26 protein-coding genes are annotated in these 21,634 nt (G+C 66.8%); 16 read left to right on the plus strand and 10 right to left on the minus strand.

Annotated elements, in window-relative coordinates; genetic code table 11:
* The first annotated feature begins 64 nt into the window (after positions 1-64).
* The 7 genes from ACIA8C_RS28150 (at position 65) to ACIA8C_RS28180 (ending at position 4,995) form a co-directional block, all read left to right on the plus strand.
* The gene (locus tag ACIA8C_RS28150; RefSeq protein WP_397139791.1) at positions 65-736 is read left to right on the plus strand and encodes a glycosyltransferase family 2 protein; all 672 of its coding nucleotides are present in this window, start codon (positions 65-67) and stop codon (positions 734-736) included.
* Positions 733-1,413 carry a DUF2064 domain-containing protein gene (locus ACIA8C_RS28155; protein ID WP_397139793.1) on the plus strand — a complete coding sequence of 227 codons (681 nt, stop codon included), beginning with the start codon at positions 733-735 and terminating at the stop codon, positions 1,411-1,413. The genes ACIA8C_RS28150 and ACIA8C_RS28155 overlap by 4 nt, the downstream gene beginning before the upstream one ends.
* Positions 1,410-2,075 carry a methyltransferase domain-containing protein gene (locus ACIA8C_RS28160; protein WP_397139795.1) on the plus strand — a complete coding sequence of 222 codons (666 nt, stop codon included), beginning with the start codon at positions 1,410-1,412 and terminating at the stop codon, positions 2,073-2,075. The genes ACIA8C_RS28155 and ACIA8C_RS28160 overlap by 4 nt, the downstream gene beginning before the upstream one ends.
* A gap of 43 nt (positions 2,076-2,118) precedes the next feature.
* Positions 2,119-3,306, plus strand: a complete 1,188-nt coding sequence (locus ACIA8C_RS28165; RefSeq protein WP_397139797.1) for a molybdopterin-dependent oxidoreductase — start codon at positions 2,119-2,121, stop codon at positions 3,304-3,306.
* Positions 3,303-3,749, plus strand: coding sequence for a hypothetical protein (locus ACIA8C_RS28170; RefSeq protein WP_397139799.1), 447 nt, complete (start codon positions 3,303-3,305; stop codon positions 3,747-3,749). Before ACIA8C_RS28165 ends, ACIA8C_RS28170 begins: the two co-directional genes overlap by 4 nt.
* Positions 3,746-4,450 carry a flavodoxin family protein gene (locus tag ACIA8C_RS28175; RefSeq protein ID WP_397139801.1) on the plus strand — a complete coding sequence of 235 codons (705 nt, stop codon included), beginning with the start codon at positions 3,746-3,748 and terminating at the stop codon, positions 4,448-4,450. The genes ACIA8C_RS28170 and ACIA8C_RS28175 overlap by 4 nt, the downstream gene beginning before the upstream one ends.
* A gap of 149 nt (positions 4,451-4,599) precedes the next feature.
* Complete coding sequence (locus ACIA8C_RS28180; protein WP_397139803.1) at positions 4,600-4,995, plus strand: VOC family protein; 396 nt, start codon at positions 4,600-4,602, stop codon at positions 4,993-4,995.
* Positions 4,996-5,060: 65 nt separating this feature from the next.
* Here ACIA8C_RS28180 and ACIA8C_RS28185 read toward each other — a convergent pair whose 3' ends face one another.
* From ACIA8C_RS28185 to ACIA8C_RS28205, 5 genes are all read right to left on the minus strand, one after another.
* Positions 5,061-5,951, minus strand: a complete 891-nt coding sequence (locus ACIA8C_RS28185; protein WP_397139805.1) for a potassium-transporting ATPase subunit C — start codon at positions 5,949-5,951, stop codon at positions 5,061-5,063.
* Between the two features lies 1 nt (position 5,952).
* Positions 5,953-8,013, minus strand: a complete 2,061-nt coding sequence (kdpB, locus tag ACIA8C_RS28190) for a potassium-transporting ATPase subunit KdpB (RefSeq protein WP_397140279.1) — start codon at positions 8,011-8,013, stop codon at positions 5,953-5,955.
* Between the two features lie 109 nt (positions 8,014-8,122).
* A complete protein-coding gene (gene kdpA / locus ACIA8C_RS28195; protein ID WP_397139807.1) occupies positions 8,123-9,793 on the minus strand; it encodes a potassium-transporting ATPase subunit KdpA in 1,671 nt (556 codons plus the stop codon).
* Entirely contained in the window at positions 9,794-9,880 is an 87-nt protein-coding gene (locus tag ACIA8C_RS28200) for a potassium-transporting ATPase subunit F (protein WP_223885482.1), read from the minus strand.
* Positions 9,877-9,960, minus strand: a complete 84-nt coding sequence (locus ACIA8C_RS28205; protein ID WP_067449012.1) for a potassium-transporting ATPase — start codon at positions 9,958-9,960, stop codon at positions 9,877-9,879. The genes ACIA8C_RS28200 and ACIA8C_RS28205 overlap by 4 nt, the downstream gene beginning before the upstream one ends.
* A gap of 300 nt (positions 9,961-10,260) precedes the next feature.
* Between ACIA8C_RS28205 and ACIA8C_RS28210 the strand changes: the two genes are divergently transcribed.
* The 8 genes from ACIA8C_RS28210 to ACIA8C_RS28245 all read left to right on the plus strand — a co-directional run bounded on the left by ACIA8C_RS28210 (position 10,261) and on the right by ACIA8C_RS28245 (position 17,100).
* The gene (locus ACIA8C_RS28210; RefSeq protein ID WP_397139809.1) at positions 10,261-10,425 is read left to right on the plus strand and encodes a hypothetical protein; all 165 of its coding nucleotides are present in this window, start codon (positions 10,261-10,263) and stop codon (positions 10,423-10,425) included.
* Between the two features lie 72 nt (positions 10,426-10,497).
* Complete coding sequence (locus tag ACIA8C_RS28215; protein ID WP_397139811.1) at positions 10,498-12,999, plus strand: ATP-binding protein; 2,502 nt, start codon at positions 10,498-10,500, stop codon at positions 12,997-12,999.
* Positions 13,000-13,055: 56 nt separating this feature from the next.
* Positions 13,056-13,763: a response regulator gene (locus ACIA8C_RS28220; protein WP_397139813.1), complete on the plus strand. Its 708-nt coding sequence runs from the start codon at positions 13,056-13,058 to the stop codon at positions 13,761-13,763.
* A 162-nt stretch (positions 13,764-13,925) separates the two neighbouring features.
* Positions 13,926-14,363 (plus strand): OsmC family protein, encoded by a 438-nt coding sequence (locus ACIA8C_RS28225; RefSeq protein WP_397139815.1) that lies wholly within the window; start codon positions 13,926-13,928, stop codon positions 14,361-14,363.
* Positions 14,363-14,650 (plus strand): acylphosphatase, encoded by a 288-nt coding sequence (locus ACIA8C_RS28230; protein ID WP_397139817.1) that lies wholly within the window; start codon positions 14,363-14,365, stop codon positions 14,648-14,650. Before ACIA8C_RS28225 ends, ACIA8C_RS28230 begins: the two co-directional genes overlap by 1 nt.
* Positions 14,651-14,681: 31 nt before the next feature.
* Positions 14,682-15,464 carry a hypothetical protein gene (locus ACIA8C_RS28235; RefSeq protein ID WP_397139819.1) on the plus strand — a complete coding sequence of 261 codons (783 nt, stop codon included), beginning with the start codon at positions 14,682-14,684 and terminating at the stop codon, positions 15,462-15,464.
* Positions 15,464-16,645 carry a glutathionylspermidine synthase family protein gene (locus ACIA8C_RS28240; RefSeq protein WP_397139821.1) on the plus strand — a complete coding sequence of 394 codons (1,182 nt, stop codon included), beginning with the start codon at positions 15,464-15,466 and terminating at the stop codon, positions 16,643-16,645. The genes ACIA8C_RS28235 and ACIA8C_RS28240 overlap by 1 nt, the downstream gene beginning before the upstream one ends.
* Positions 16,645-17,100, plus strand: coding sequence for a DUF350 domain-containing protein (locus tag ACIA8C_RS28245; RefSeq protein ID WP_397139823.1), 456 nt, complete (start codon positions 16,645-16,647; stop codon positions 17,098-17,100). The genes ACIA8C_RS28240 and ACIA8C_RS28245 overlap by 1 nt, the downstream gene beginning before the upstream one ends.
* A 24-nt stretch (positions 17,101-17,124) precedes the next feature.
* Here the strand turns inward: ACIA8C_RS28245 and ACIA8C_RS28250 are convergent, their stop codons facing one another.
* From ACIA8C_RS28250 to ACIA8C_RS28270, 5 genes are all read right to left on the minus strand, one after another.
* Positions 17,125-17,397: a hypothetical protein gene (locus tag ACIA8C_RS28250; RefSeq protein WP_397139825.1), complete on the minus strand. Its 273-nt coding sequence runs from the start codon at positions 17,395-17,397 to the stop codon at positions 17,125-17,127.
* 13 nt (positions 17,398-17,410) lie between these two features.
* A complete protein-coding gene (locus ACIA8C_RS28255; protein WP_397139827.1) occupies positions 17,411-17,743 on the minus strand; it encodes a DUF6247 family protein in 333 nt (110 codons plus the stop codon).
* 144 nt (positions 17,744-17,887) lie between these two features.
* Positions 17,888-19,051 (minus strand): Cmx/CmrA family chloramphenicol efflux MFS transporter, encoded by a 1,164-nt coding sequence (locus tag ACIA8C_RS28260; RefSeq protein WP_397139829.1) that lies wholly within the window; start codon positions 19,049-19,051, stop codon positions 17,888-17,890.
* Positions 19,052-19,297: 246 nt separating this feature from the next.
* Positions 19,298-19,918 (minus strand): MBL fold metallo-hydrolase, encoded by a 621-nt coding sequence (locus ACIA8C_RS28265; RefSeq protein WP_397139831.1) that lies wholly within the window; start codon positions 19,916-19,918, stop codon positions 19,298-19,300.
* Positions 19,915-21,000: an S-(hydroxymethyl)mycothiol dehydrogenase gene (locus tag ACIA8C_RS28270; RefSeq protein ID WP_397139833.1), complete on the minus strand. Its 1,086-nt coding sequence runs from the start codon at positions 20,998-21,000 to the stop codon at positions 19,915-19,917. Before ACIA8C_RS28270 ends, ACIA8C_RS28265 begins: the two co-directional genes overlap by 4 nt.
* Before the next feature lie 196 nt (positions 21,001-21,196).
* Here ACIA8C_RS28270 and ACIA8C_RS28275 point away from each other — a divergent pair, with 196 nt between their 5' ends.
* Positions 21,197-21,622: a DUF1707 domain-containing protein gene (locus ACIA8C_RS28275; RefSeq protein WP_397139835.1), complete on the plus strand. Its 426-nt coding sequence runs from the start codon at positions 21,197-21,199 to the stop codon at positions 21,620-21,622.
* The last annotated feature ends 12 nt before the right edge of the window (positions 21,623-21,634 follow it).

Here is a 21,634-nt window from a genome sequence, read left to right on the forward strand (position 1 = left end):
ATGTCACTGTTTCGTCACAGGTTTTTCGGCCGTATCGGGAGTCCGACGGCTTAGCGTCATTGCCGTGACTCGAACCCAGGGTGATCCGGACGGAGTGACCGTGGTGATTCCGTGCCGAGACGAAGCTGATGCGTTGCCGGAAGTCCTTGCCGCCATCCCGGCCGGGTACAACGCGCTAGTCGTGGACAACGGCTCGACCGACGGGACGGCCGCCGTTGCCCGCGCCCGCGGTGCCACGGTGGTGCAGGAGAGCAGACCGGGCTACGGCGCCGCGGTCCAAGCGGGCATCGCGGCGGCGCGCACCGACCTGGTCGCGGTGCTCGACGGCGACGGATCGATGGATCCGGCCGAACTGCCGGGCCTTGTCGAATTGGTCCGGGGCGGAGCCGATCTCGCGGTCGGCCGCCGGCGCCCCACCGGGGCCGGGGTCTGGCCGTGGCACGCCCGCATCGGCAATCTGCTGATCGCGCGCAGGCTGCGGCGCAAATACGGGCTGCCCGTGCACGATATCGGCGCGATGCGGGTGGCGCGGCGCGGCCGGATGCTGTCGCTCGGCCCGCTGCACCCGCGTTCCGGATATCCACTCGAACTACTCGTCGGCGCCGCGGGCGCGGGCTGGCAGGTGGTCGAGCGGGACATCGCCTATCGACCGAGAGCGGGGGGCGTGTCGAAGGTCTCCGGCTCCTGGCTCGGAACAGCGCGTGCCACCAAGGATTTCCTGGCGGTGCTGCGATGAGCCCCTGTCCGGCAACACTGTTGGTGATCGCGAAGGCGCCGATCGCCGGGTTCGCGAAAACGCGATTGACCCCGCCGCTGACGCCACAGGAGGCCGCGCGGGTGGCCGCCGCGGCGCTGCTGGACACCCTGGACTCGGTGTTGCGCAGCGATGTCTGCCACCGGGTCGTCGCGTTCACCGGAGACCTCGCCGCCGCCGAGTGCGGCCATGAATTGGCCGCCGCACTCAGTGAATTCGAGGTGATCCCGCAGCGCGGTGACGGGTTCGGTGCTCGGCTCGCCAACGCCCATGCCGACGCCGCCCGCCTCGGCGCACCGGTCCTGCAAATCGGCATGGATACCCCGCAGATCGGCCCGGACGTACTGACGGCGGCCGCGATCGAACTCGTCGCGGGTGACGCGGCGCTGCTCGGGCCGGCCGACGACGGCGGCTGGTGGGCGCTCGGACTGCCGTCCGCACAGCCTGCCCGCGTACTCGCCGACGTGCCGATGTCCACCGACAGAACCGGTGAACTTACCCGGAAAGCGTTGCAGGACTGTGGGTACCGGGTGAACGCGCTGCCGCAATTCAGCGATGTCGATACCTTTGCCGACGCTGTCCGAGTAGCAGCGGAATCCGGTGGTCGCTTTGCCGAGACGTTCCGCCGGCTACCCGAGCGCGGGTTGGTATCGCGATGATCGGCGCGGACTTCGACATCTTCGATCGTGCGCTGGCCGGGGAACGCTGCTGGATGCGTGCCGCGGACGGCACCAGGCACCGGCTGCCGACCAGACGGTGGCTAGGGCTCGCCGGTGTCGGCGATCGTCGTGCGGATCGTGCACTCACCAGCTGTTGCGACGGGCCGACCGTTGATCTCGGCTGCGGGCCGGGACGATTGGTCGCCGCCCTGCTGCAACGCGGGGTACTCGCGCTGGGCGTGGATATTTCGCCGACGGCGGTCGCCATCACCAGGTTTCGTGGCGCGCCCGCGTTACGCCGGGATCTGTTCGGGCCCTTGCCAGGAGCGGGACGGTGGTCGTACGCGCTGCTGGCCGACGGCAATATCGGGATCGGCGGCGATCCGGGGCGCATACTCGCGCGCACCGCGGATCTGCTGGCACCGGATGGTCTCGCGATCGTCGAATTCGGCCGTCCAGGAAGTGGTTCGGTAACCCGGCAGATTCGGCTGGAGTCGCGGTCGCGGGTCGGATCCTGGTTTCCCTGGGCCTCGGTGGGGATCGACCACGCGGAACAGCTTGCCCGCGCGACCGGATTTCAGCTGCTCAACACCGCCGAGGTCGGCGGAAGGCACATCGCCTGGCTCCGTCGCCCCGCTACGCAGGCGGTGATCGCGTCATGAGCCGCACTGCGGGTGGTCGCTCATTCGCTTCCGGTGGTATCCGATGAGCGTGCACGAAACCATCGAGCGCAGTCGGGCATTCGCGGCACGGTGGTTCCGCGGATCCGACGCGCGCGGGCCCGAGGTGGCCAGCCGGGTAGGGATCGCGCTCGGCTCGGCGATCCTGATCTGCTTCGTCACCGGCCTGCTGAGCCACTGGATCCAACATCCGCCGACCTGGTTCTGGTGGCCCGCCCATCCGGTGTGGCTGTACCGCCTGACCCAAGGCCTGCACGTCATTTCGGGCGTAGCCGCGATTCCGCTACTGCTGGTGAAGCTGTGGGCGGTATACCCGAAGCTGTTCCAGCGCCCCGTCATCGGCTCGCCGCTGCGCATGCTGGAGCGCGGCTCGATCGCCGTGCTGGTCGGTGCGATCTTCTTCGAGCTGTCCACCGGTCTGCTGAATATCGCCCAGTTCTACCCCTGGAAGTTCTTCTTCCCTCCCGTCCACTACGCCGTGGCCTTCGTCGCGATCGGTGCGCTGGCGGTGCATTTGGCGGTCAAACTGCCGGTGATTCGGGACGCGTTGAGCCGCCCGATCGACTCGGACACGGCCGATGCCGATACCGATAGCGGGGCCGATGTCGTTGCGCGGCGTCATGTTTCGCGACGGACGGTGCTGACCGCGGCGTGGGTTTCGGCAGGCGCGGCGAGCTTGGCGGTTGCCGGTCAGACCGTGCCCTTCCTGCGCTGGGCGGCCGTGCTCGCGCCGCGCAGTGGCGAAGGGCCGCAAGGGGTTCCGGTCAACCGGTCGGCGCAGGCCGCGGGGGTGGTCGAGCTGGCGCGAGCCGCCGACTACCGGCTGAGCGTGCTGGTCGGCGATCGGCAACGCAGTTTCAGCAGGGACGAATTGCTGGCCATGCCGCAGACGCATGCTCGGCTGCCGATCGCCTGCGTGGAAGGCTGGAGCGCGTCCGCCGACTGGGCGGGCGTTCGACTGCGCGATCTGCTCGCCGCCGTCGGGTCCTACCCGGGCGGGGACGTGCGATTCCGTTCGCTGGAGACCAACGGCATCTATGCCAATTCGGTGTTGCCGCGCCGCCATGCCATCGATTCGGACACACTCGTCGCGCTCTCCCTGAACGGTGCGGCGCTCGATGTCGACCACGGCTATCCATGCAGGCTCATTGCGCCGAGTCGCCCCGGCGTGCTGCAGACGAAATGGCTTTCGACGATCGAGGCACGCTCATGAACGCGATCCGAATCCTGCTGCTGCTCGCCGGGCTGTGGCTCGGCTGGTACGGAATCATGCTGGTGCTCGACTTTCCCCGGGCCGACGTGTGGTCGATCGCCCTGTGGTTCGCCGGTGGAATCCTGTTGCACGACGGGGTATTCGCGCCGCTGTGCGCCGCCGTCGGTGCCACCGCCCGGCGGATCCTGCCCGGCACCTGGTGGGGACCGGCGGCCTGCGGGGCGGTGTGCACGGTCGTGTTGGTCGCGATCGCGTTGCCCGTGCTCGATCGTGGGCACGCCATGCCGGACAACCCGACCGTTCTCGACCGGAACTACCCGCTCGGTCTCGCCGTGGCCCTCATCCTGATCTGGACCCTGGTGGTCGCCGCCGCGGTGCTGAGACGCACCGGCAATCACCGATCCCGTAGTCCGCGCAGCGCGACACCGAGGAGTACACCATGACCAGCTACGACGATCTGCGGGCAGTGTTCATCAACTGCACCCTCAAGCGGTCGCCGGAGGTGAGCAACACCCAGGGGCTCATCGATATCAGCGCCCGCATCATGGCGAAGAACGGCGTGCAGGTCTCGCACATTCGCGCGGTCGACCACGACATCGCCTTCGGCGTGTGGCCGGATATGACCGAACACGGCTGGCCGACCGATGCGTGGCCCGCACTGCAACGTCAGGTCATGGACGCCGACATCCTGGTGCTGGCCGGCCCGATCTGGTTGGGCGACAACAGTTCTGTCACCAAGCAGGTCATCGAGCGCCTCTACGCCAATTCCTCGATCCTCAACGATCGCGGCCAATACGCCTACTACGGCCGGGTCGGTGGCTGCCTGATCACCGGCAACGAGGACGGCGTCAAACATTGCGCCATGAACGTCCTCTACAGCCTCCAACATCTCGGCTACACCATCCCGCCGCAGGCCGACGCGGGCTGGATCGGCGAGGTCGGCCCCGGCCCCTCTTACCTGGATCCGGACTCCGGCGGCCCGGCCAACGACTTCACCAACCGCAACACCACCTTCATGACCTGGAACCTGCTGCACTTCGCCCGAATGCTCAAGGACGCCAACGGAATACCCGCGCACGGCAACCAGCGCTCGGAATGGGACGCCGGCTGCCGCTTCGACTTCGAAAACCCCGAATATCGCTGATCCCTCGCCGAGCGGGCTGCGATTTGGGGCGAGGAGCACGGTGGACGCGGACTCAACCACCGCTCGGGCGGCGTGGGGCCGGTCCGCTGAGCGGACTCGACGGCGCCGAACTTTACCGCGCCCCTGCGCCGCGGTCGTACGATCGAGGCGTGGCTATCGCTCAGTTGAGTTTGATCACCTTGAACTGTGCCGACAAGGAAGAGCTGGCGGCGTTCTGGGCCGCTTTGCTCGGAGGGGAGATCGTTTATCGGGCCGATGATTTGGCTGTAGTGCAGACCGAACGCGGGTCGTTGTGCGCGCTGGTGGTGCCGGACTATCGACCGCCGACCTGGCCCGGGGGAGACACCCCGAACCACATCCATTTCGAACTGAAGGTCGACGACCTGGACGACGCGCAGGCCGCGGCCCTCGAGTTGGGTGCCCGCACCGCCGAGGTCCAACCGGATCCGAATACCTGGCGAGTCATGCTCGACCCCGCAGGCCACCCGTTCTGCCTGGTCCCGCACGCCCCATTGCTACCACTGGGTCCTAAGCAAGACGCCTGAATCTTCGTCGGTTGGATATAGCGAGGGGGCCGGTGACCTGGTGTCACCGGCCCCCTTGGCTCAGCTCACCCGCGGAACGGGTACTTGTGGTCGAGGTCGAGGTTCAGCTCGACCACGTTGACCCGCGGTTCACCGAGGAACCCGAGGGTCCGGCCGCTGGTGTGCGTGTCCACGAGTGCACGCACCTGATCCGCGGAGATATTGCGAGCCTTGGCGATTCGTGCGATCTGCAGGTCCGCGTACCTGGGGGAGATGTGCGGGTCCAGTCCGCTACCGCTGGCGGTGACCGCGTCGGTGGGGACCGGGGTATCGACGGGGGCGTCGCCGAAGATCGGCACGATCCGACCGGCCGAGTAGTCCTCGCCCGGCTTGGCGCAGTCGACCTGGACTCCGTGGTAGGTGGACAGGAACGGCGTCGCCGGGCAGGCCTGGTTCACGCTCACCACCTGGGTGGGATGCGAGACCTGACCGTCTGCGTCGCGCGGCCCGATCACCGAGAGCACCGCGCCGACACCGTCTTTCGTGCAGAACGGACGGCCGCCATCGACCCCCTCACGGTCGCCGACCTCCTTGCTGCGGGCGCACACCGTGGACAGCAGGCTCAGCTTGACCTTGGCCGGGTCGGCGTCGAGTGTGTCCACGATGCTCTCGGGCCCGAGGTTGCTTGCCGCGGTGGCCATCGGGTCGTAACCGGCGCTGCCCGCGGCGGACGGGCGGCTCTGGAAGTACTGCACCATCGCCTTGCCGTCCGGATCGGTGAAGGACTGCCCGATCAGGCTGGAGCCGACGACCTTGTCGTCGACCTTGATCAGCGAGCCGTCCGCCTTGTCGTGCAGGCCAGGTAGCTGAGCGACCGCGAAAACCGCTAGGGGATAGACGATTCCGGTGATCACGGTGAGCACGAGCAGCGCACGCAACGCGGCGAAATGCTGCCGGATCCAAGTTGAAAACTGCATGTCAGGACATCCCAGGGAGGAGTTGGACGACGAGGTCGATGATCTTGATGCCGATGAACGGCGCGATGATGCCGCCGAGGCCGTAGATCAACAGGTTGCGGCTCAACAACTTCGACGCGTTGGACGGCGTGTAGTTCACGCCGCGCAACGACAGCGGGATCAGCGCGACGATGATGATCGCGTTGAAGATGACCGCGGACAGGATCGCCGACTGCGGGCTGTGCAGCCGCATGATGTTCAGCGCGTCCAGCCCGGGGAATAGCGCGATGAACAGCGCGGGCAGGATCGCGAAGTACTTGGCGATGTCGTTGGCGATCGAGAACGTGGTCAGCGCGCCGCGGGTGATGAGCAGCTGCTTGCCGATCTCCACGATCTCGATGAGCTTGGTCGGATCGGAATCCAGATCCACCATGTTGCCCGCTTCTTTGGCCGCCGAGGTGCCGGTGTTCATGGCGACACCCACATCGGCCTGGGCCAGCGCCGGTGCGTCGTTGGTGCCGTCACCGGTCATCGCGACCAGCCTGCCGCCGTCCTGCTCCTTTTTGATCAGCGCCAGCTTGTCCTCCGGCGTGGCCTCGGCGAGGAAGTCGTCCACGCCCGCCTCATCGGCAATCGCCTTGGCGGTCAACGGATTGTCGCCGGTGATCATGACGGTGCGGATGCCCATCCGGCGCATCTCGTCGAAGCGCTCCCGCATGCCCTGCTTCACCACGTCTTTGAGGTGGATGACCCCGAGCAGCCGCGCGGTGCCGTCCTTGATCTCGCCGACGACCAGCGGCGTGCCACCGGAGGCAGAGACTCCGTCGACGGTCACGCCGACCTCGCTCGGCACGTTGCCGCCTTGCCCGCGAACCCATTCGATGACCGCGCTGGCCGCACCCTTACGCAGCTGGTGCCCGTCGTGCAGGTCGACGCCTGACATCCGGGTCTGTGCGGTGAATTCCACCCAGGTCGCGCCCTTCAGCTCGCCCGGCGTGCGCTCACGCTTGTTGAACGCCTGCTTGGCGTACACCACGATCGAGCGACCCTCGGGCGTCTCGTCGGCCAGGCTGGACAGCTGTGCCGCGTCGGCCAGCTCATCAGCCGAAATACCCGGTATCGGAACGAATTCCGAGGCCTGCCGGTTGCCGAGGGTGATGGTGCCCGTCTTGTCCAGCAGCAGCGTGTTCACGTCGCCCGCGGCCTCGACCGCGCGCCCGGACATGGCGAGCACGTTGCGCTGTACGAGCCGGTCCATGCCCGCGATGCCGATGGCCGACAGCAGCGCGCCGATGGTGGTCGGGATGAGGCACACCAGCAGCGAGACCATCACGATCCCGGTGATGCCGTTGACGTCCAGCGCCGAAGTGTCCGGCACGCCAGGGTTGTTCGCCTTCGAGAAGATCGCCAGCGGCTGCAGCGTGACCACCGCGAAAACGAAGATGATGGTCAGCGAGGCGAGCAGGATGTTGAGCGCGATCTCGTTCGGCGTCTTCTGCCTACTCGCGCCCTCGACCAGGGCGATCATCTTGTCGATGAAGCTCTTGCCCGGCTCCTGGGTGATCTTGACGACGATCCGGTCCGACAGCACTGTGGTGCCGCCGGTCACCGCGGAGCGGTCACCACCGGATTCCCGGATCACCGGCGCGGATTCCCCGGTGATCGCCGATTCGTCCACCGAGGCAATGCCTTCCACGACATCACCGTCGCCGGGGATGACCTGTCCGGCCTCGACCACGACATGGTCGCCGCGCTGCAGTTCGGGTGCCGCGACACCCTCCTCGACGACCTGGCCGCCGGGTGTCCAATCCACCAAACGCCGTGCGACGGTGTCGGTCTTGGCCTTACGCAGGGTATCGGCCTGCGCCTTGCCGCGTCCCTCGGCCACCGCCTCGGCGAGATTGGCGAAGATCACGGTGAGCCACAACCACACCACGATCGCCCAGGCGAAGAAGGTGGGATCGCTGATCGCGAGCACGGTGGACCAGACGGCGCCGAGCTCGACGATGAACATCACCGGGTTGCGCCACATGGTGCGCGGATCCAGCTTGCGCACCGCATCGGGCAGCGAGGTCAGCAGCATCTTGGGATCGAGCGCGCCGCGCGGTACCCGGCCGGACTTCTCGGCCAGCTGCTTCTTCGACTCGTTGAACTCGTCCGGCACAGTGACTTCAGTAGTAGGAGTTGTCATTTCAGTGGATTCCTTCAGCGAGCGGCCCGAGCGCGAGTGCGGGCAGGAAGGTGAGCGCGACCAGGATCACGGTGGTGCCGACGACCATGCCGATGAACTGCGGGCGGTGCGTCGGCAGCGTGCCGATCGACTCGGGGGTGTTGCCCTGCTTGGCCAGCGAACCGGCAAGCGCGAGCACGAAGATGATCGGCAGGAACCGGCCGAAGACCATCGCGAGGCCGAGCGCGGTGTCGTACCACTCGGTGTTACCGGACAGCCCGGCGAACGCGGAGCCGTTGTTGTTCGCGGCGGAAGTGAAGGCGTACAACACTTCCGAGAGCCCGTGCGGTCCCGAGTTGGCCATCGAGGCGCGTTGTCCTGGCATGGCCATCGCAATCGCGGTGCCTATCAACACGATCAGCGGACTGACCAGGAAATAGGAAGCGGCGAGCTTGATTTCGCGCGGGGTGATCTTCTTGCCCAGGTATTCCGGTGTGCGCCCGACCATCAGGCCCGCGACGAAGACGGTGATCACCGCGAGGATGAGCATGCCGTAGAGCCCGGAACCCGTTCCGCCCGGCGCGACTTCGCCGAGCTGCATGTTGAACATCGTCATCATGCCGCCGAGGCTGGTGTACGAGTCGTGGAACGAGTCGACGGCGCCGGTGGACGTCAGCGTGGTCGCGCCGGAGAAGGTCGCCGAATCGGCAACGCCGAAGCGGGTTTCGACGCCTTCCATGGACGCGCCGATCGCGGTGGGCACGGTGCCGTGATGTGCCAGCTGGAAGGCATTGCTCAACGCGATACTGACGATCGCGATCGTGCCCATCACGGCCGCGATGGCAACGCCCTGCTTCTTACTGCCGACCATCCGGCCGAAGGTGCGTGGCAGCGAGAAACTGATCACCAGGATCAGGAAGATCTCCAGCCAGTTGGTCCAGGTGGTGGGATTCTCGAACGGGTGCGAGGAGTTGGCGTTGTAGAAACCGCCGCCGTTGGTGCCGAGCTCCTTGATCACCTCTTGACTCGCCACCGGGCCGCCCGGGATGGCCTGCGAGGTGCCATTGAACGTCTGCGCCACCTGGTCGTGCAGGTGGAAGTTCTGGATCGCGCCGCCTGCGACCAGCACGATCGCGAAAACGAACGCGATCGGCAGCAAGATGCGGATGGTTCCGCGCACCAGGTCCACCCAGAAGTTGCCGAGATCGCCGGTGTGCCTGCGGGCGAAGCCGCGCACCAGCGCGACCGCGACGGCCATGCCGACGGCCGCGGAGACGAAGTTCTGCACCGCGAGCCCGGCCATCTGCACCAGGTGGCCCTGGGTCGACTCGCCGGAGTAGTTCTGCCAGTTCGTGTTCGTCACGAAGCTGACCGCGGTGTTCCAGGCCAGCGCCGGGGTCATCTCCGTGCCGGGGTCGTTCAGGTGCAGCGGCAGCTTGCCCTGGACCAGTTGCAAGAAGAAGAGGAACAGAATGCTGACCGCGGAAAACGCCAGCACACTGCGGGCATACACGCCCCAGGTCTGTTCGACTTCCGGCTGGACGCCGATGGCCTTATAAAGGGCGCGCTCCGCACGCGAGTGCTTGGTGTTGTGATAAACCCGGAACATGTAATCGCCGAGCGGCACATGCACCAGGGCGAGCGCGATGATCAGGGACGCGATGAACGCGATCCCCGCCGTAGTCGTGGTCACCTAGAACCTCTCGGGGAAAAGCAGCGCCGCGACCATGTACACCGCGACGGAGATGGCGAGAACCAAACCGATCAGGTTCGCGATCACAGCTTTTCCACCCCTCGCTGGATGAGCCCCAGCAGGGCGAAGATCGCCACGGTAAGCACCGTGAACACCACGACAGACATGATCAACCAACCTCCATCAAGCGCTCGTGTTGTGGAGCGCGCCTTGGCGAGTCAAGTCTTCGATAAGGCGCTAGCCGAGGTTCCTTACGACTCCTTAGCGCGACGAATGGTTGCCTTTGCGCTTCGTTTACACCCCGGCTCGGGATAACTGAAAGAATGCCGTCAAAGAGTGCGGCGATACCGTCAACACACCGTAAAGATCGAGGTGATCTTCCGATACGGGGGTAGTAGTGGAGGGCCGGCCAGGCGGACCATTTCCAGCGCAACCGGTTGTTCGAGTCGGTTGGAGAAGGGAACGTCATGTCGGCTGTCACCGTCGCCCTGCTTGTCGGGTTCGTATGCTGCGCGCTGCTCATTCGCGCGCTGCGGCCCCGGGGCGATGAGCTGGATACACAGCGTGTTGTCGTCGATGACGACCGCGTCCGGGGCCTGCGCGGCACGGAGCCGGGGGTAATCGATGCCTGAGCTTCGGCCGCACCGCGCCGGTACGTCCGCGTGGTGCTCGGTTCGACGCCCGCGACGCGCAATGATGAACGAGTGAAACGCGGGCAACTCCGGATCTACCTCGGCGCCGCGCCGGGAGTCGGCAAGACCTACGCCATGCTCGGCGAGGCACACCGGCGGCTCGAGCGCGGCCGCGACGTGGTTGCCGCGGTAGTGGAAACACACGGGCGAGCGAAGACGGCAGCTTTGTTGGAGGGCATCGAGCGGATTCCACCCAAGCTGGTGGAGTACCGCGGTACCGAGCTGCCCGAACTCGACACCGACGCGGTACTGCGCCGCCGGCCTGCCGTGGCGCTCGTCGACGAGTTGGCACACACCAACGTGCCGGGCGGCGCGAACGAAAAGCGTTGGCAGGACGTCGAACAACTCCTGGACGCGGGCATCGACGTGATCTCCACGGTCAACGTGCAGCACCTGGAAAGCCTCAACGATGTGGTCGAGCAGATCACCGGCATCCAACAGCGCGAGACGGTGCCGGACGCGGTGGTGCGCGGCGCGGACCAGGTGGAGCTGGTCGACCTCACGCCGGAGGCGTTGCGGCGCAGGCTGTCCCACGGCAACGTGTACGCGGCCGACAAGGTGGACGCGGCGCTGCGTAACTACTTCCGACCGGGAAACCTCACCGCGCTAAGGGAATTGGCGCTGCTGTGGCTGGCCGATCAGGTCGACGCAGCCCTCTCGAAATACCGGGCCGACCACAAGATCACCGATCTGTGGGAGGCCCGCGAGCGGGTCGTGGTCGCGGTGACCGGGGGACCGGAGTCGGAGACGGTGGTACGCAGGGCCAGTCGCATCGCGAGCAAGGCGAGTGCCGAACTCGTCCTGGTGCACGTCGTGCGCGGCGACGGCTTGGCCGGTGTGTCGACCGAACGGTTGAACCGGTTGCGCGACCTGGCAGGCAGCCTGGATGCCTCGCTGCACACGATCACCGGCGACAACGTGCCGACCGCGCTGCTGGAATTCGCCCGCGAGGTGAACGCGACCCAGCTGGTCCTCGGCACCTCCCGCCGCTCCAGGTGGGCGCGGATGGTCGATGAGGGCATCGGCTCAACGGTGGTGCAGCAGTCGGGCAAGATCGACGTGCACATGGTCACGCACGAGGAAGCCCATCGTGGCCTGCGCCGGGGTTCGCTCATGCCGCGCCAGCCGATCAGGGCCTGGCTCGCGGCCGTACTGGTGCCGAGCGCGGTGTGCGGAATCGGCGTCGCGTTCCTGGACGGCTACCTGCAGCTCGGCGGTCTCAGCGCGGTGTTCTTCATCGGCGTCGTCGCCGTCGCGTTGCTCGGAGGTGTTGTCCCCGCGGCCTTTTCGGCGTTGCTGTCCGGGCTGCTGCTGAACTGGTTCTTCGCCGATCCGCGCTACAGCCTGACCATTGCCGAGCCGGACAGTTTCGTCACCGTTGTGGTGTTGCTGTTCGTCGCGGTCGCGGTGGCGGCGCTGGTCGATACGGCCGCGAAGCAGACACGGCAGGCGCGCCGGGCCTCGCAGGAGGCCGAATTGCTGACGTTGTTCGCCGGCGCCGTGCTGCACGGCGCGGACCTGCCCAATCTGCTGGAACAGGTCCGCGAGACCTACGGTCTGCGCGCGGTCAGCATGCTGTGCGGCGACGTGGTGGTGGCCGCGGTGGGTCTGGACGCACCGAAGCACGCCGCCGACGCCGAGACCGTGATCCAGGCGGGCGACGCGTCGAGTCTGCTGCTGCTGGCCGGTCGGCCGCTGGCCGCCGCCGACCGGCCGGTGCTCAACGCGGTCGCCAACCAGGCGGCCGGGCTGGTCCGGCAATCCAGGCTCGCCGAGGAGGCCAGCGCCGCCGCGGCGTTGCTCGAGGCCGACCGGTTGCGCCGGGCGCTGCTCTCCGCGGTCAGCCACGACCTGCGCACGCCGCTGGCCGGGGCCAAGGCCGCCGTGTCCAGCCTGCGCAGCGACGACGTCGAGTTCTCCGCCGAGGACACCACCGAATTGCTGGAAACCATCGAGGAATCGGTGGATCAGTTGACCGCGCTGGTCGGGAACCTGCTCGACTCGTCCCGGCTGGCCGTCGGCGTGGTGAAGCCACAGCTGCAGCGGGTGTACATGGACGAGGTGGTGCACCGGGCACTCGTCAGTGTCGGGATGGGCGCGCGTGGGTTGCGGCGCGCGGCGATGGACCGGGTGAAGGTCGAGGTCGGCGACGTCTCCGTGCGCGCGGACGCCGGGCTGCTGGAACGGGTCGTTGCCAACCTGATCGACAACGCGCTGCGGCACGCGACCCGCGATACGCCAGTACGAGTCACCGCCGAACGTGCGGGCGACCGCGTCTCCATCGCGGTGGTCGACGTCGGTCCCGGCGTGCCGCCGGGCACCGAGGAACAACTCTTCGAGCCGTTCCAGCGGCTCGGCGACCGCGACAACACCACCGGCGTCGGACTCGGCCTCTCGGTGGTGCGCGGTTTCGTCGAGGCGATGGGTGGCACCGTGCACGCCGAACCGACCCCTGGCGGAGGATTGACGATGATCGTGGACCTGCCTGCCGACGAAACGGAAGCGAGCAGCTGATGATGGATGCATCGACAGTGGGAGCACCGCAGCCCCGGACCGCACAGGAAGCCGTGATGACCGAGAAGAAGCAGGACGCCCCGGCGATCAAGGTGCTGGTGGTCGACGACGAACCGCAGATCCTGCGCGCGCTGCGGATCAATCTGTCGGTCCGCGGCTACGAGGTGATCACCGCGGGCACCGGCGCCGCCGCGCTGCGTGCGGCCGCCGACAAGCACCCCGACGTGGTGATCCTCGATCTGGGGTTGCCCGATATCGACGGCATCGAGGTCCTCGCCGGGTTGCGCGGCTGGACGTCGGCGCCGGTGATCGTGCTTTCGGCGCGCACCGACTCGGCGGACAAGGTCGAGGCGCTCGACGCCGGAGCCGACGACTACGTCACCAAGCCGTTCGGCATGGACGAACTGCTGGCCAGGCTGCGCGCCGCGGTCCGGCGCGGCGCCGCCGACACCGATTCGTCCGATCCGGTGGTGGTGACCTCGTCGTTCACCGTCGACCTCGCCGCCAAGAAGGTGACCAAGAACGACGAGACGGTGCATCTCACGCCCACCGAGTGGGGCATGCTCGAGATGCTGGTGCGCAACAAGGGCAAGCTGGTCGGGCGCAAGGAGTTGCTGCGTGAGGTGTGGGGTCCGTCGTATGCGACCGAAACCCATTACCTGCGTGTGTATTTGGCGCAGTTGCGGCGCAAGCTCGAGGATGATCCCTCGCATCCCAAGCACCTGCTGACCGAGGCGGGGATGGGTTACCGGTTCCAGGAGTGATTTTGAAGACACGACAGAGCCACTGATATCGGGAGTACATGGGTAACTCGCCGGGTACGGGCTGACTCGACCCCATTATTACCGCTGGTCGCCAACGAAACTCAGGTGGCACACGAGTCTGGCCTGAAGACTCGGAGAGGCGGAGCTGGCAGGATCGAGCCCATGGCTGAACAGATACCCGCGACACAACCGACTGAACTATGGGTCGAGCGCACGGGAACGCGGGCGTATACCGGTCGCAGCTCGCGCGGCGCCGAAGTATTGATCGCTTCGCAGGGCGTGCCCGGCGCTTTCACCCCCGGCGAGTTGCTGAAGATCGCGCTGGCCGGTTGCTCGGGGTTGAGCGCGGACTTCTCGCTTGCCCGCAAGCTCGGCGACTCCTTCGACGCGACCATTCGGGTGTCCGGCGACGCGGACCGGGAGAACGAGCTGTACCCGCAGCTGGACGAGACGTTCCAGCTCGATCTCAGTGAATTGGACCAGGAGGCGCGGGAACGGTTGCTGGTTACCGTGCAGCGCGCCATCGATAAGGCGTGCACTGTGGGCCGGACGTTGCAGGCGGGGACGAAGGTGACTTTGTCCTTCGATATCGAGGCCTGATGGGCGACGGCGCTGAGCTGATCCGGTTGAGCGCGTGGGTGCACGGCCGCGTCCAGGGCGTGGGGTTCCGCTGGTGGACGCGGTCGCGTGCGTTGGAACTCGGGTTGACCGGGCAGGCCACGAACGCGCGCGACGGGCGGGTACACGTGGTCGCGGAGGGGCCGCGAGACGACTGCGAGCGGTTGCTCGAACTGCTAGGTTCCGGGGACACACCTGGTCGGGTGACCTTGGTTGTGGAAAGCTGGGAGCCCGCGCGGGGTGATTTGACCGGATTCGAGGAGCGGTAGTGGTGGGCCGGGATAGGACGAGGACTCGACAGTGAGCACGCACAATCCCGGTGACGAGCGTCCGGGGCACGAGCCGAACGAGCAGTCCGCCGCGGCGGAGCAACCGTCGAGCACGGCCGGGGCGCACGAGGCAAGCACTCCTGAGCCGGGCGATACGGCCGCCTTTGGGCCGAGCGATACGGCCGCCTTCGTTACCGACGCGCCAGTCCAACCGCCTATTCCCGGACTGCCTACCGTTTTTCCGGAACCTGCTGCGCCGCAAGAGGTTCTACCGCGTCGGGGCAGCGTGCAGCGGCAAGAGCCAGGCATCACCCAGCCGCGCCCGCCGACGGTGGCCGAGGCGCGGGCCAGGGACAAGGCGCGCAAGCGGGCCGAGGAAGCACAGCAAGCCGCCGTCGCGGCAGGCGAGGCGAAGAAGCGCACGCGCAAGCGGGTGATGATCGGCGGGGTCGCGATCGTCGGCGTCGCGGCGCTGGTCGGCGGCGGATACCTGGCCTACCGGGCGTTCACCGCGCCCGACAAGATCACCGCGTCGTGTGTGAAGACCGAGAACGGTCAGGAGATCGTCGTCGAGGACCGCTACTGCGGCGACGGACGTCAAGGCTTCATCAGCGATGGTGGCATCGGGCCCGGCCTGATCATCCTCGGCGGCGGCCCGCAGTATCGCTACTACTACGGCGGCACGCCGACCATCGGCAAGCCGCCGACGGGCGGCACCACCGTCAAACCCAAGAGCGCCGAGATAAAGACGAAGAGCGGCACCACCATTCAGCGCGGCGGCCTCGGCAGCAAGAGCACCGGCGGAGGATCGTAGTGCGGCGAGTGCGCAGTACGCCCCGGCCGGATTGGCAGCAGATCACCGAGAGCCAGGGCCTCGTCTACGGCGTGCCCGGCCGCGACGCCAGCGGTCAGCCACGGCCGTACTGGGACGAGTCGGTGTATTACGAGTTCGAGATGGACGAAATCCTCGCGCTGGAAGCCGATGTCGAGTTGTTGCACTCGATGTGCCTGAAGGCGGTCGAGCAGGTCGTGCTGACCGAGCGGTTCAAGGATTTCGGTCTGCCCGAATGGAGTTGGGGGCCGATCGCCGAATCCTGGCGGCGCAACGACCCTTACGTGTACGGACGGTTCGACCTGCGTTACGACGCCCGGCGGCCGGCGAAACTGCTGGAGTACAACGCGGATACGCCGACGTCGCTGCTGGAGGCGGCGATCGTGCAGTGGCACTGGCTGACCGCACGGTATCCCGGCGGTGATCAATGGAATTCGTTGCACGAGAAGCTGGTCGAGCGCTGGTCCGAGCTGCGCGACATCCTGCCGACCGCGCAACTGCACTTCAGCTGGTCGGGCGCCGACGCCACCGGCGAGGACAACGTCACCACCGCCTACATGCAGGAGACCGCGGCCGAGGCTGGGTTCGACACCATCGCGCTGCCGATCGAAGAGGTCGGATTCGATACGGAGCTGGACCGTTTCGTCGATCTGGCCGAGGCGCCGATCGAGGCGATCTTCAAGCTCTACCCGTGGGAGTGGGCGCTCGACGACGACTTCGGCAAGCGAGTGGTCGCCAGCCTGCCGCAGACCATGTGGATCGAACCGCTGTGGAAGACGTTGCTCAGCAACAAGGCCATTCTCGCGATCCTGTGGGAAATGTATCCGGGGCATCCGAATCTGTTGCCCGCCTACCTGGATCAGCCCAACGAGCTCACCGAATACATCCGCAAGCCGAAGCTCGGTCGCGAGGGCGCCAACATGACCATTGTCGGCGCCGGACTGGAGACGGCCACCGGTGGTGTCTACGGCGAAGAAGGCTACGTCTACCAATTGCTCGATCCACTACCGGAATTCGATGACATGCGCCCCGTGCTCGGCGCGTGGATCGTCGGTGACGCCGCCGCGGGCCTCGGCATCCGGGAAACCGCCGGACTGATCACCGACGACGGCTCCGCCTTCGTCCCGCACCGCATCGCTCAACCCTCCTCGGAAGGATCATGATGACCACAGTCGCCCTCGAATCGGGGTACTGGAGCTCGCTCGGCGAGGGTGTGGGAGCGATCATCCTCTACGCCCTCATCGGCCTGGCACTGATGCTCGTCGGGTTCTATGCCATCGACCTGACCACCCCGGGCAAGCTGCGCGCACTGGTCGTCCAGGGCAAGCCCAACGCGATCATCGTCGCCGCCGCGGGCATGATCAGCATGGCCTTCATCGTGGTCCTCGCCATCCTGGCGGTAGGTGGCGGCGGCAAACTCTCCGAAGGCCTCATCGCCGCCCTCATTTTCGGCCTCGTCGGCATCATCGCCCAGGTGATCTCGGTTCGCGTCATCGAAAAAGCCCTCGGCATCGACATCGGCGCCACCCTCCACGCCGACACCTACACCACCGAAGTCCTGGTAGTAGCCGCCGCCCACTTCGCCCTCGGCTTAGTAGTAGCCTTCGCCATCCTGTAGCCGGTCGCGTCGACCAACCGGCGGTTAAGGGAGGTCGCCGAGGGTGCCGAACCACTTCACCATCAGAAGGTGCACCTCCCGCGCACGGTCATCGATGAGATAGACGAGCTGTCCGGCCTGAGCGGGCCCGAATGGCCACCGCCGGACCGCCCCATTGGGGTTGTCGGCGTTTTGTGGTTGGCCCGCCCACGGCGTCAATTCGAGGACGCTGAGGATTTCGGCGAATTCGCGCAGCACCTCGGTGGGAAGTGCGGCGATCTGTTCAGTTGTGTCGGTGTCAGGGACGATGAGATACACGTGGCGTGCTACCTCAACCTGCCTGCAACCGGTGCGCCAGTAACACGCGAACATCGTCTATGGACACATCCGTCGAGCGGCCGCCGTCGGCTTGGATCCGCGCGGCTTTGTCGAGCATCCGCTGGTATGAGCCGGGCTCGCGGATCTCCATCACGGCGGTGTGCTGCCACTTGTTGAGCAGCGCGTGAATGAATTCGAGGGTGTGGGATTCCTTGGCGTGTTCGAGGACAAGATCCCATTCGCGGTCGAATTCGGCGCGTAGTTCAGGGGTGAGGGCAGCCCGCAGCGCTGTGGGTTCCGCGGCGGGCACGAGGGTGTTTGCCGGGTCGGAGTGTGGGGCGGCCATGGCTTTCACGATAACCGGTGGGGGTGACAATGTCGCCGACCACGGTCCTGTTCGCCGACCGCGAGAGGTCCGGCGAATTCGCATTCAGTGGCACATGGTGGCGGCGAAACGCGAGAAGGGCCCGCCGTAGGGTGCCACTGGATGTCAATTCAGTGGGTTCTGGGGTGTGGTGTTGTGGCGGGTGATGGTGGCGATCGCGAGGGCGGTGGCGGCGAGGGTTGCGCTGGTCCATAGTGCGGCGGTGGGTGATTCGGTTGAGGTGATGGCCAGGCCTGCGATGGCTGGGCCGAGGGCGGCGCCGATGTTGAGGGCTGTGGTGGCGAAGGCGCCGCTCAGGTGCGGGGCCGTTGGTGCCGATGTGCTGACGATGAGGCCGATCACGGTGGAGCCGACGGCGAAGGACGCGGCGCCGGCGATTGCGGTCATCGGCAGTAGGGCGGGTAGGTGGCCGGCGGTGAGTGCCGTCGTGGTCCAAATGATCAGCAGGGCAACCGATCCGGCCGTGCGGATGATGGGGGTATATCGGTCGGCGTAGTGACCTGCCAGGGTGACGCCCAGGAAGGATCCGATTCCGAACAGTGCCAACACTATTGGCACCCAGGCGGGGTTGGATCCGCTGGCGCCGGTTGTGATCACCGCCAGATAGGTGAAGGTGGCGAATGTTGCCGCGTTCACCGCTGCGCCGAGTAGCAGGGCGGCCCGCACGCGCGGTAGACGCAATGCGCTCCACTCGCGCCGGATGCCGGACGGTCCTGCGGTCGTCGGGGTCGATCGGGCCAGCAGCCAAGTGCCAACCAGCGCAGGCATACTCACGACGACCACCGCCCAGAATGCTGATCGCCAGCCGAGGGTTTGGCCGAGGAAAGCGCCGCCGGGGACGCCTGCGATGCAGGCGAGGGTTACGCCGGACAGGATGATGGAGGTGGCTCGGCCGACGCGGTGTCGGCCCGCCAGGGTGGGTAGGGCGGCGAGGGCGACCGCGAGAAATCCGGCGTTGGCTATCGCCGCGACCACTCGGGTGCCGAGCAGGACCGCGAAGGTTGTGGTGAGCGCGCCGACGATGTGTGCGGCGATGAACAACGACAAGCATCCGGTCAGCGCGTACCGAGCTGGCCAGCGGCCGGCGGCCATCGCGGTCAATGGTGCGCCGATAACCATTCCGACCGCGAACAGCGAGGTCAGTAACCCGGCTGAACCGAGCGAAACGCCGACGTCCGCCGCTATGGGCTCGATCAGGCCCGACAGCATGAATTCCGATGTCCCCTGCGCGAATACGGCGACACCCAACACGAAAATGACAAAAGGCACAAAGACTCCCAGACTCTGTTCGACACCGAGCCACCCATCCGGCGCGGCACGCGGCAGCGGAGGGAGGCGGACCTGATATCGCCCACTAAGGGGCGACACGCGGGGTCGAACGACCGGGCAGGCAGGTCGTTTCGCGCATGGCGAGGGACGCCACCTGGTCGTTCGACAGGTGGCTAGAGTCTGGACGCCTCTGGAGAAGTCACGAGCGAAACCATAGCAACGGCACCGCCCGTGACGGCAAGCGAATTAGTGCCCGCGGGCGATCCAGTCTGCGAGCGAAGGCTTTTCGACGCCGATGGTGGTGGTGTCGCCGTGGCCGGTGTGCACGGTTGTTTCGTCGGGGAGGGTGAGCAGGCGGGTGCGGATCGAGGCGATGATGGTGTCGAAGTCGGAGTAGGAGCGGCCGGTGGCGCCCGGGCCGCCGGAGAACAGGGTGTCGCCGGTGAAGAGGGCGGCGGCTTCGGGGAGGTGCAGGGAGACCGAGCCGGGGGAGTGGCCTGGGGTGTGCATGATGTCGATGTCGGTGTCGGCCACGGTGATTCGGGGCGTATCGGCCAGGGAGCGGTAGTCGACGTCGGGGTGGGTCATCCGCCAGAGGGGTTCGTCGGCGGGGTGCAGGAGGATGGGGGCGTCGAGGCGGGTGCTCAATTCCGGTGCGACGGTGACGTGGTCGTTGTGACCGTGGGTGCACAGGATGGCGACGACGTTGCGGGTGCCGACGGCATCGGCGATCGCGTCCGCGTCGTGTGCGGCGTCGACGACGAGGACGTCGCGGTCGTCGCCGATGAGCCAGACGTTGTTGTCGACGTCCCAGGTGCCGCCGTCCAGGGAGAAGGTGCCGGAGGTGACGACGCGGTCGATCTTCACAGGACCACCACCGAACGCAGCACATCGCCGGCGTGCATCGCGGTGAACGCCGCCTCCACCTGGTCGAGGGAAATGCGTTCGGTGACAAAGCGTTCCAGCGGCAGCCGGCCTTGCAGGTGCAGGTCGATCAGGGTGGGGAAGTCGCGTTCGGGCAGGCAGTCGCCGTACCAGGAGGACTTCAGCGCGCCGCCGCGGGAGAACAGGTCGATCAGCGGCAGCTCGAGGGTCATGTCCGGCGTTGGCACACTGACCAGGACCACGGTGCCCGCCAGGTCGCGGGCGTAGAACGCCTGCTTCCAGGTCTCCGGGCGGCCGACCGCCTCGATGACGACGTCGGCACCGAAGCCGTCGGTGTACTCCTGGATCTTCTCGACCACGTCCTCGCTGGTCGCGTCGATGGTGTGGGTCGCGCCGAAGTCTTTGGCCCAGGCCAGCTTTCGGGCGTCCCGATCGACCGCGATGATGGTCTTCGCGCCGGCCAGCCGCGCGCCTGCGATGGCGGCGTCGCCGACACCACCGCAGCCGAGCACCGCGACGGTGTCGCCGCGGGACACGTTGCCGGTGTTCATCGCCGCGCCGATGCCTGCCATCACGCCGCAGCCGAGCAGCCCGGCGACCGCGGGGTCGGCCGCGGGATCGACCTTGGTGCACTGCCCTTCGTGCACCAACGTCTTGTCGACGAACGCGCCGATGCCGAGCGCCGGGCTCAGTTCGGTGCCGTCGGTGAGGGTCATCTTCTTGCTCGCGTTGTTGCTTGCGAAGCAATACCAGGGACGACCGCGCTTACAGGCCCGGCATTCACCACACACGGCCCGCCAGTTCAGGATGACGAAATCGCCCACCTCGACGTGGGTGACCGCGGCGCCGACGGTTTCCACGATCCCCGCGGCCTCGTGGCCGAGCAGGAACGGGTACTCGTCGTTGATGCCGCCCTCGCGATAGTGCAGGTCGGTGTGGCAGACGCCGCAGGCCTGTACCCGCACGACCACGTCGTGCGCACCGGGATCGGGGATCACCACGTCGACGATCTCGACCGGCGCGCCTTTGCTACGGGCGATGACACCGCGCACGGTTTCCGACACCTATGCCTCCTAGGAGTTTTCGTCGACGCGAACCCTGGACGCCCGCGCGCTGAGCATCGTCCATACTGCCGCGCCGGGGGTGGTGACACCAGCTCCGGGTCTGGTCGGACCACCAAGGGTTGACATTCCACTTTGGAGGGTTCATTCTTGATGAACATTCCACTATGGAGGGTGGAACCGTCGACAGGGAACTTCAATGGAAATCTCGACTGGTACCCGCGCCTCGAACGCCGAACGCGAGAAAGTGGTGCGCCTGCTCGCCAGGCACATGGAGGATGGGCGCATCGACCTCGCCGAGTACGACCAGCGCACCGCGCAGGTGTACGCGACCACCACCACCGACGATCTGCAGCTGGTGCTGTCGGATCTGCCCAAGCTGCCGAAAGAGTCTGCGGGCAAGGCTGATTCGCGTTCGCGCATCCCGATTTGGCAGAAGATCGAAGGTTCGAGCTGGCTCGGCGTGAGCGTGCTCGTCCTGTTCATCTGGGGCGCGATCTCGCTGAGTGTCGGCGAATTCACCTATCCGTGGCCGATCTGGGTGATCGGGCCGTGGGGCGCGGTGCTCGTGTTCAGGATGCTGACCGGATTCGAGTCGGGCCGGTATTCACGTCACATGAGCTGACAGCGGTCGCGA

The organism is Nocardia sp. NPDC051321 (genome assembly GCF_044455225.1).
Lineage (GTDB): Bacteria > Actinomycetota > Actinomycetes > Mycobacteriales > Mycobacteriaceae > Nocardia.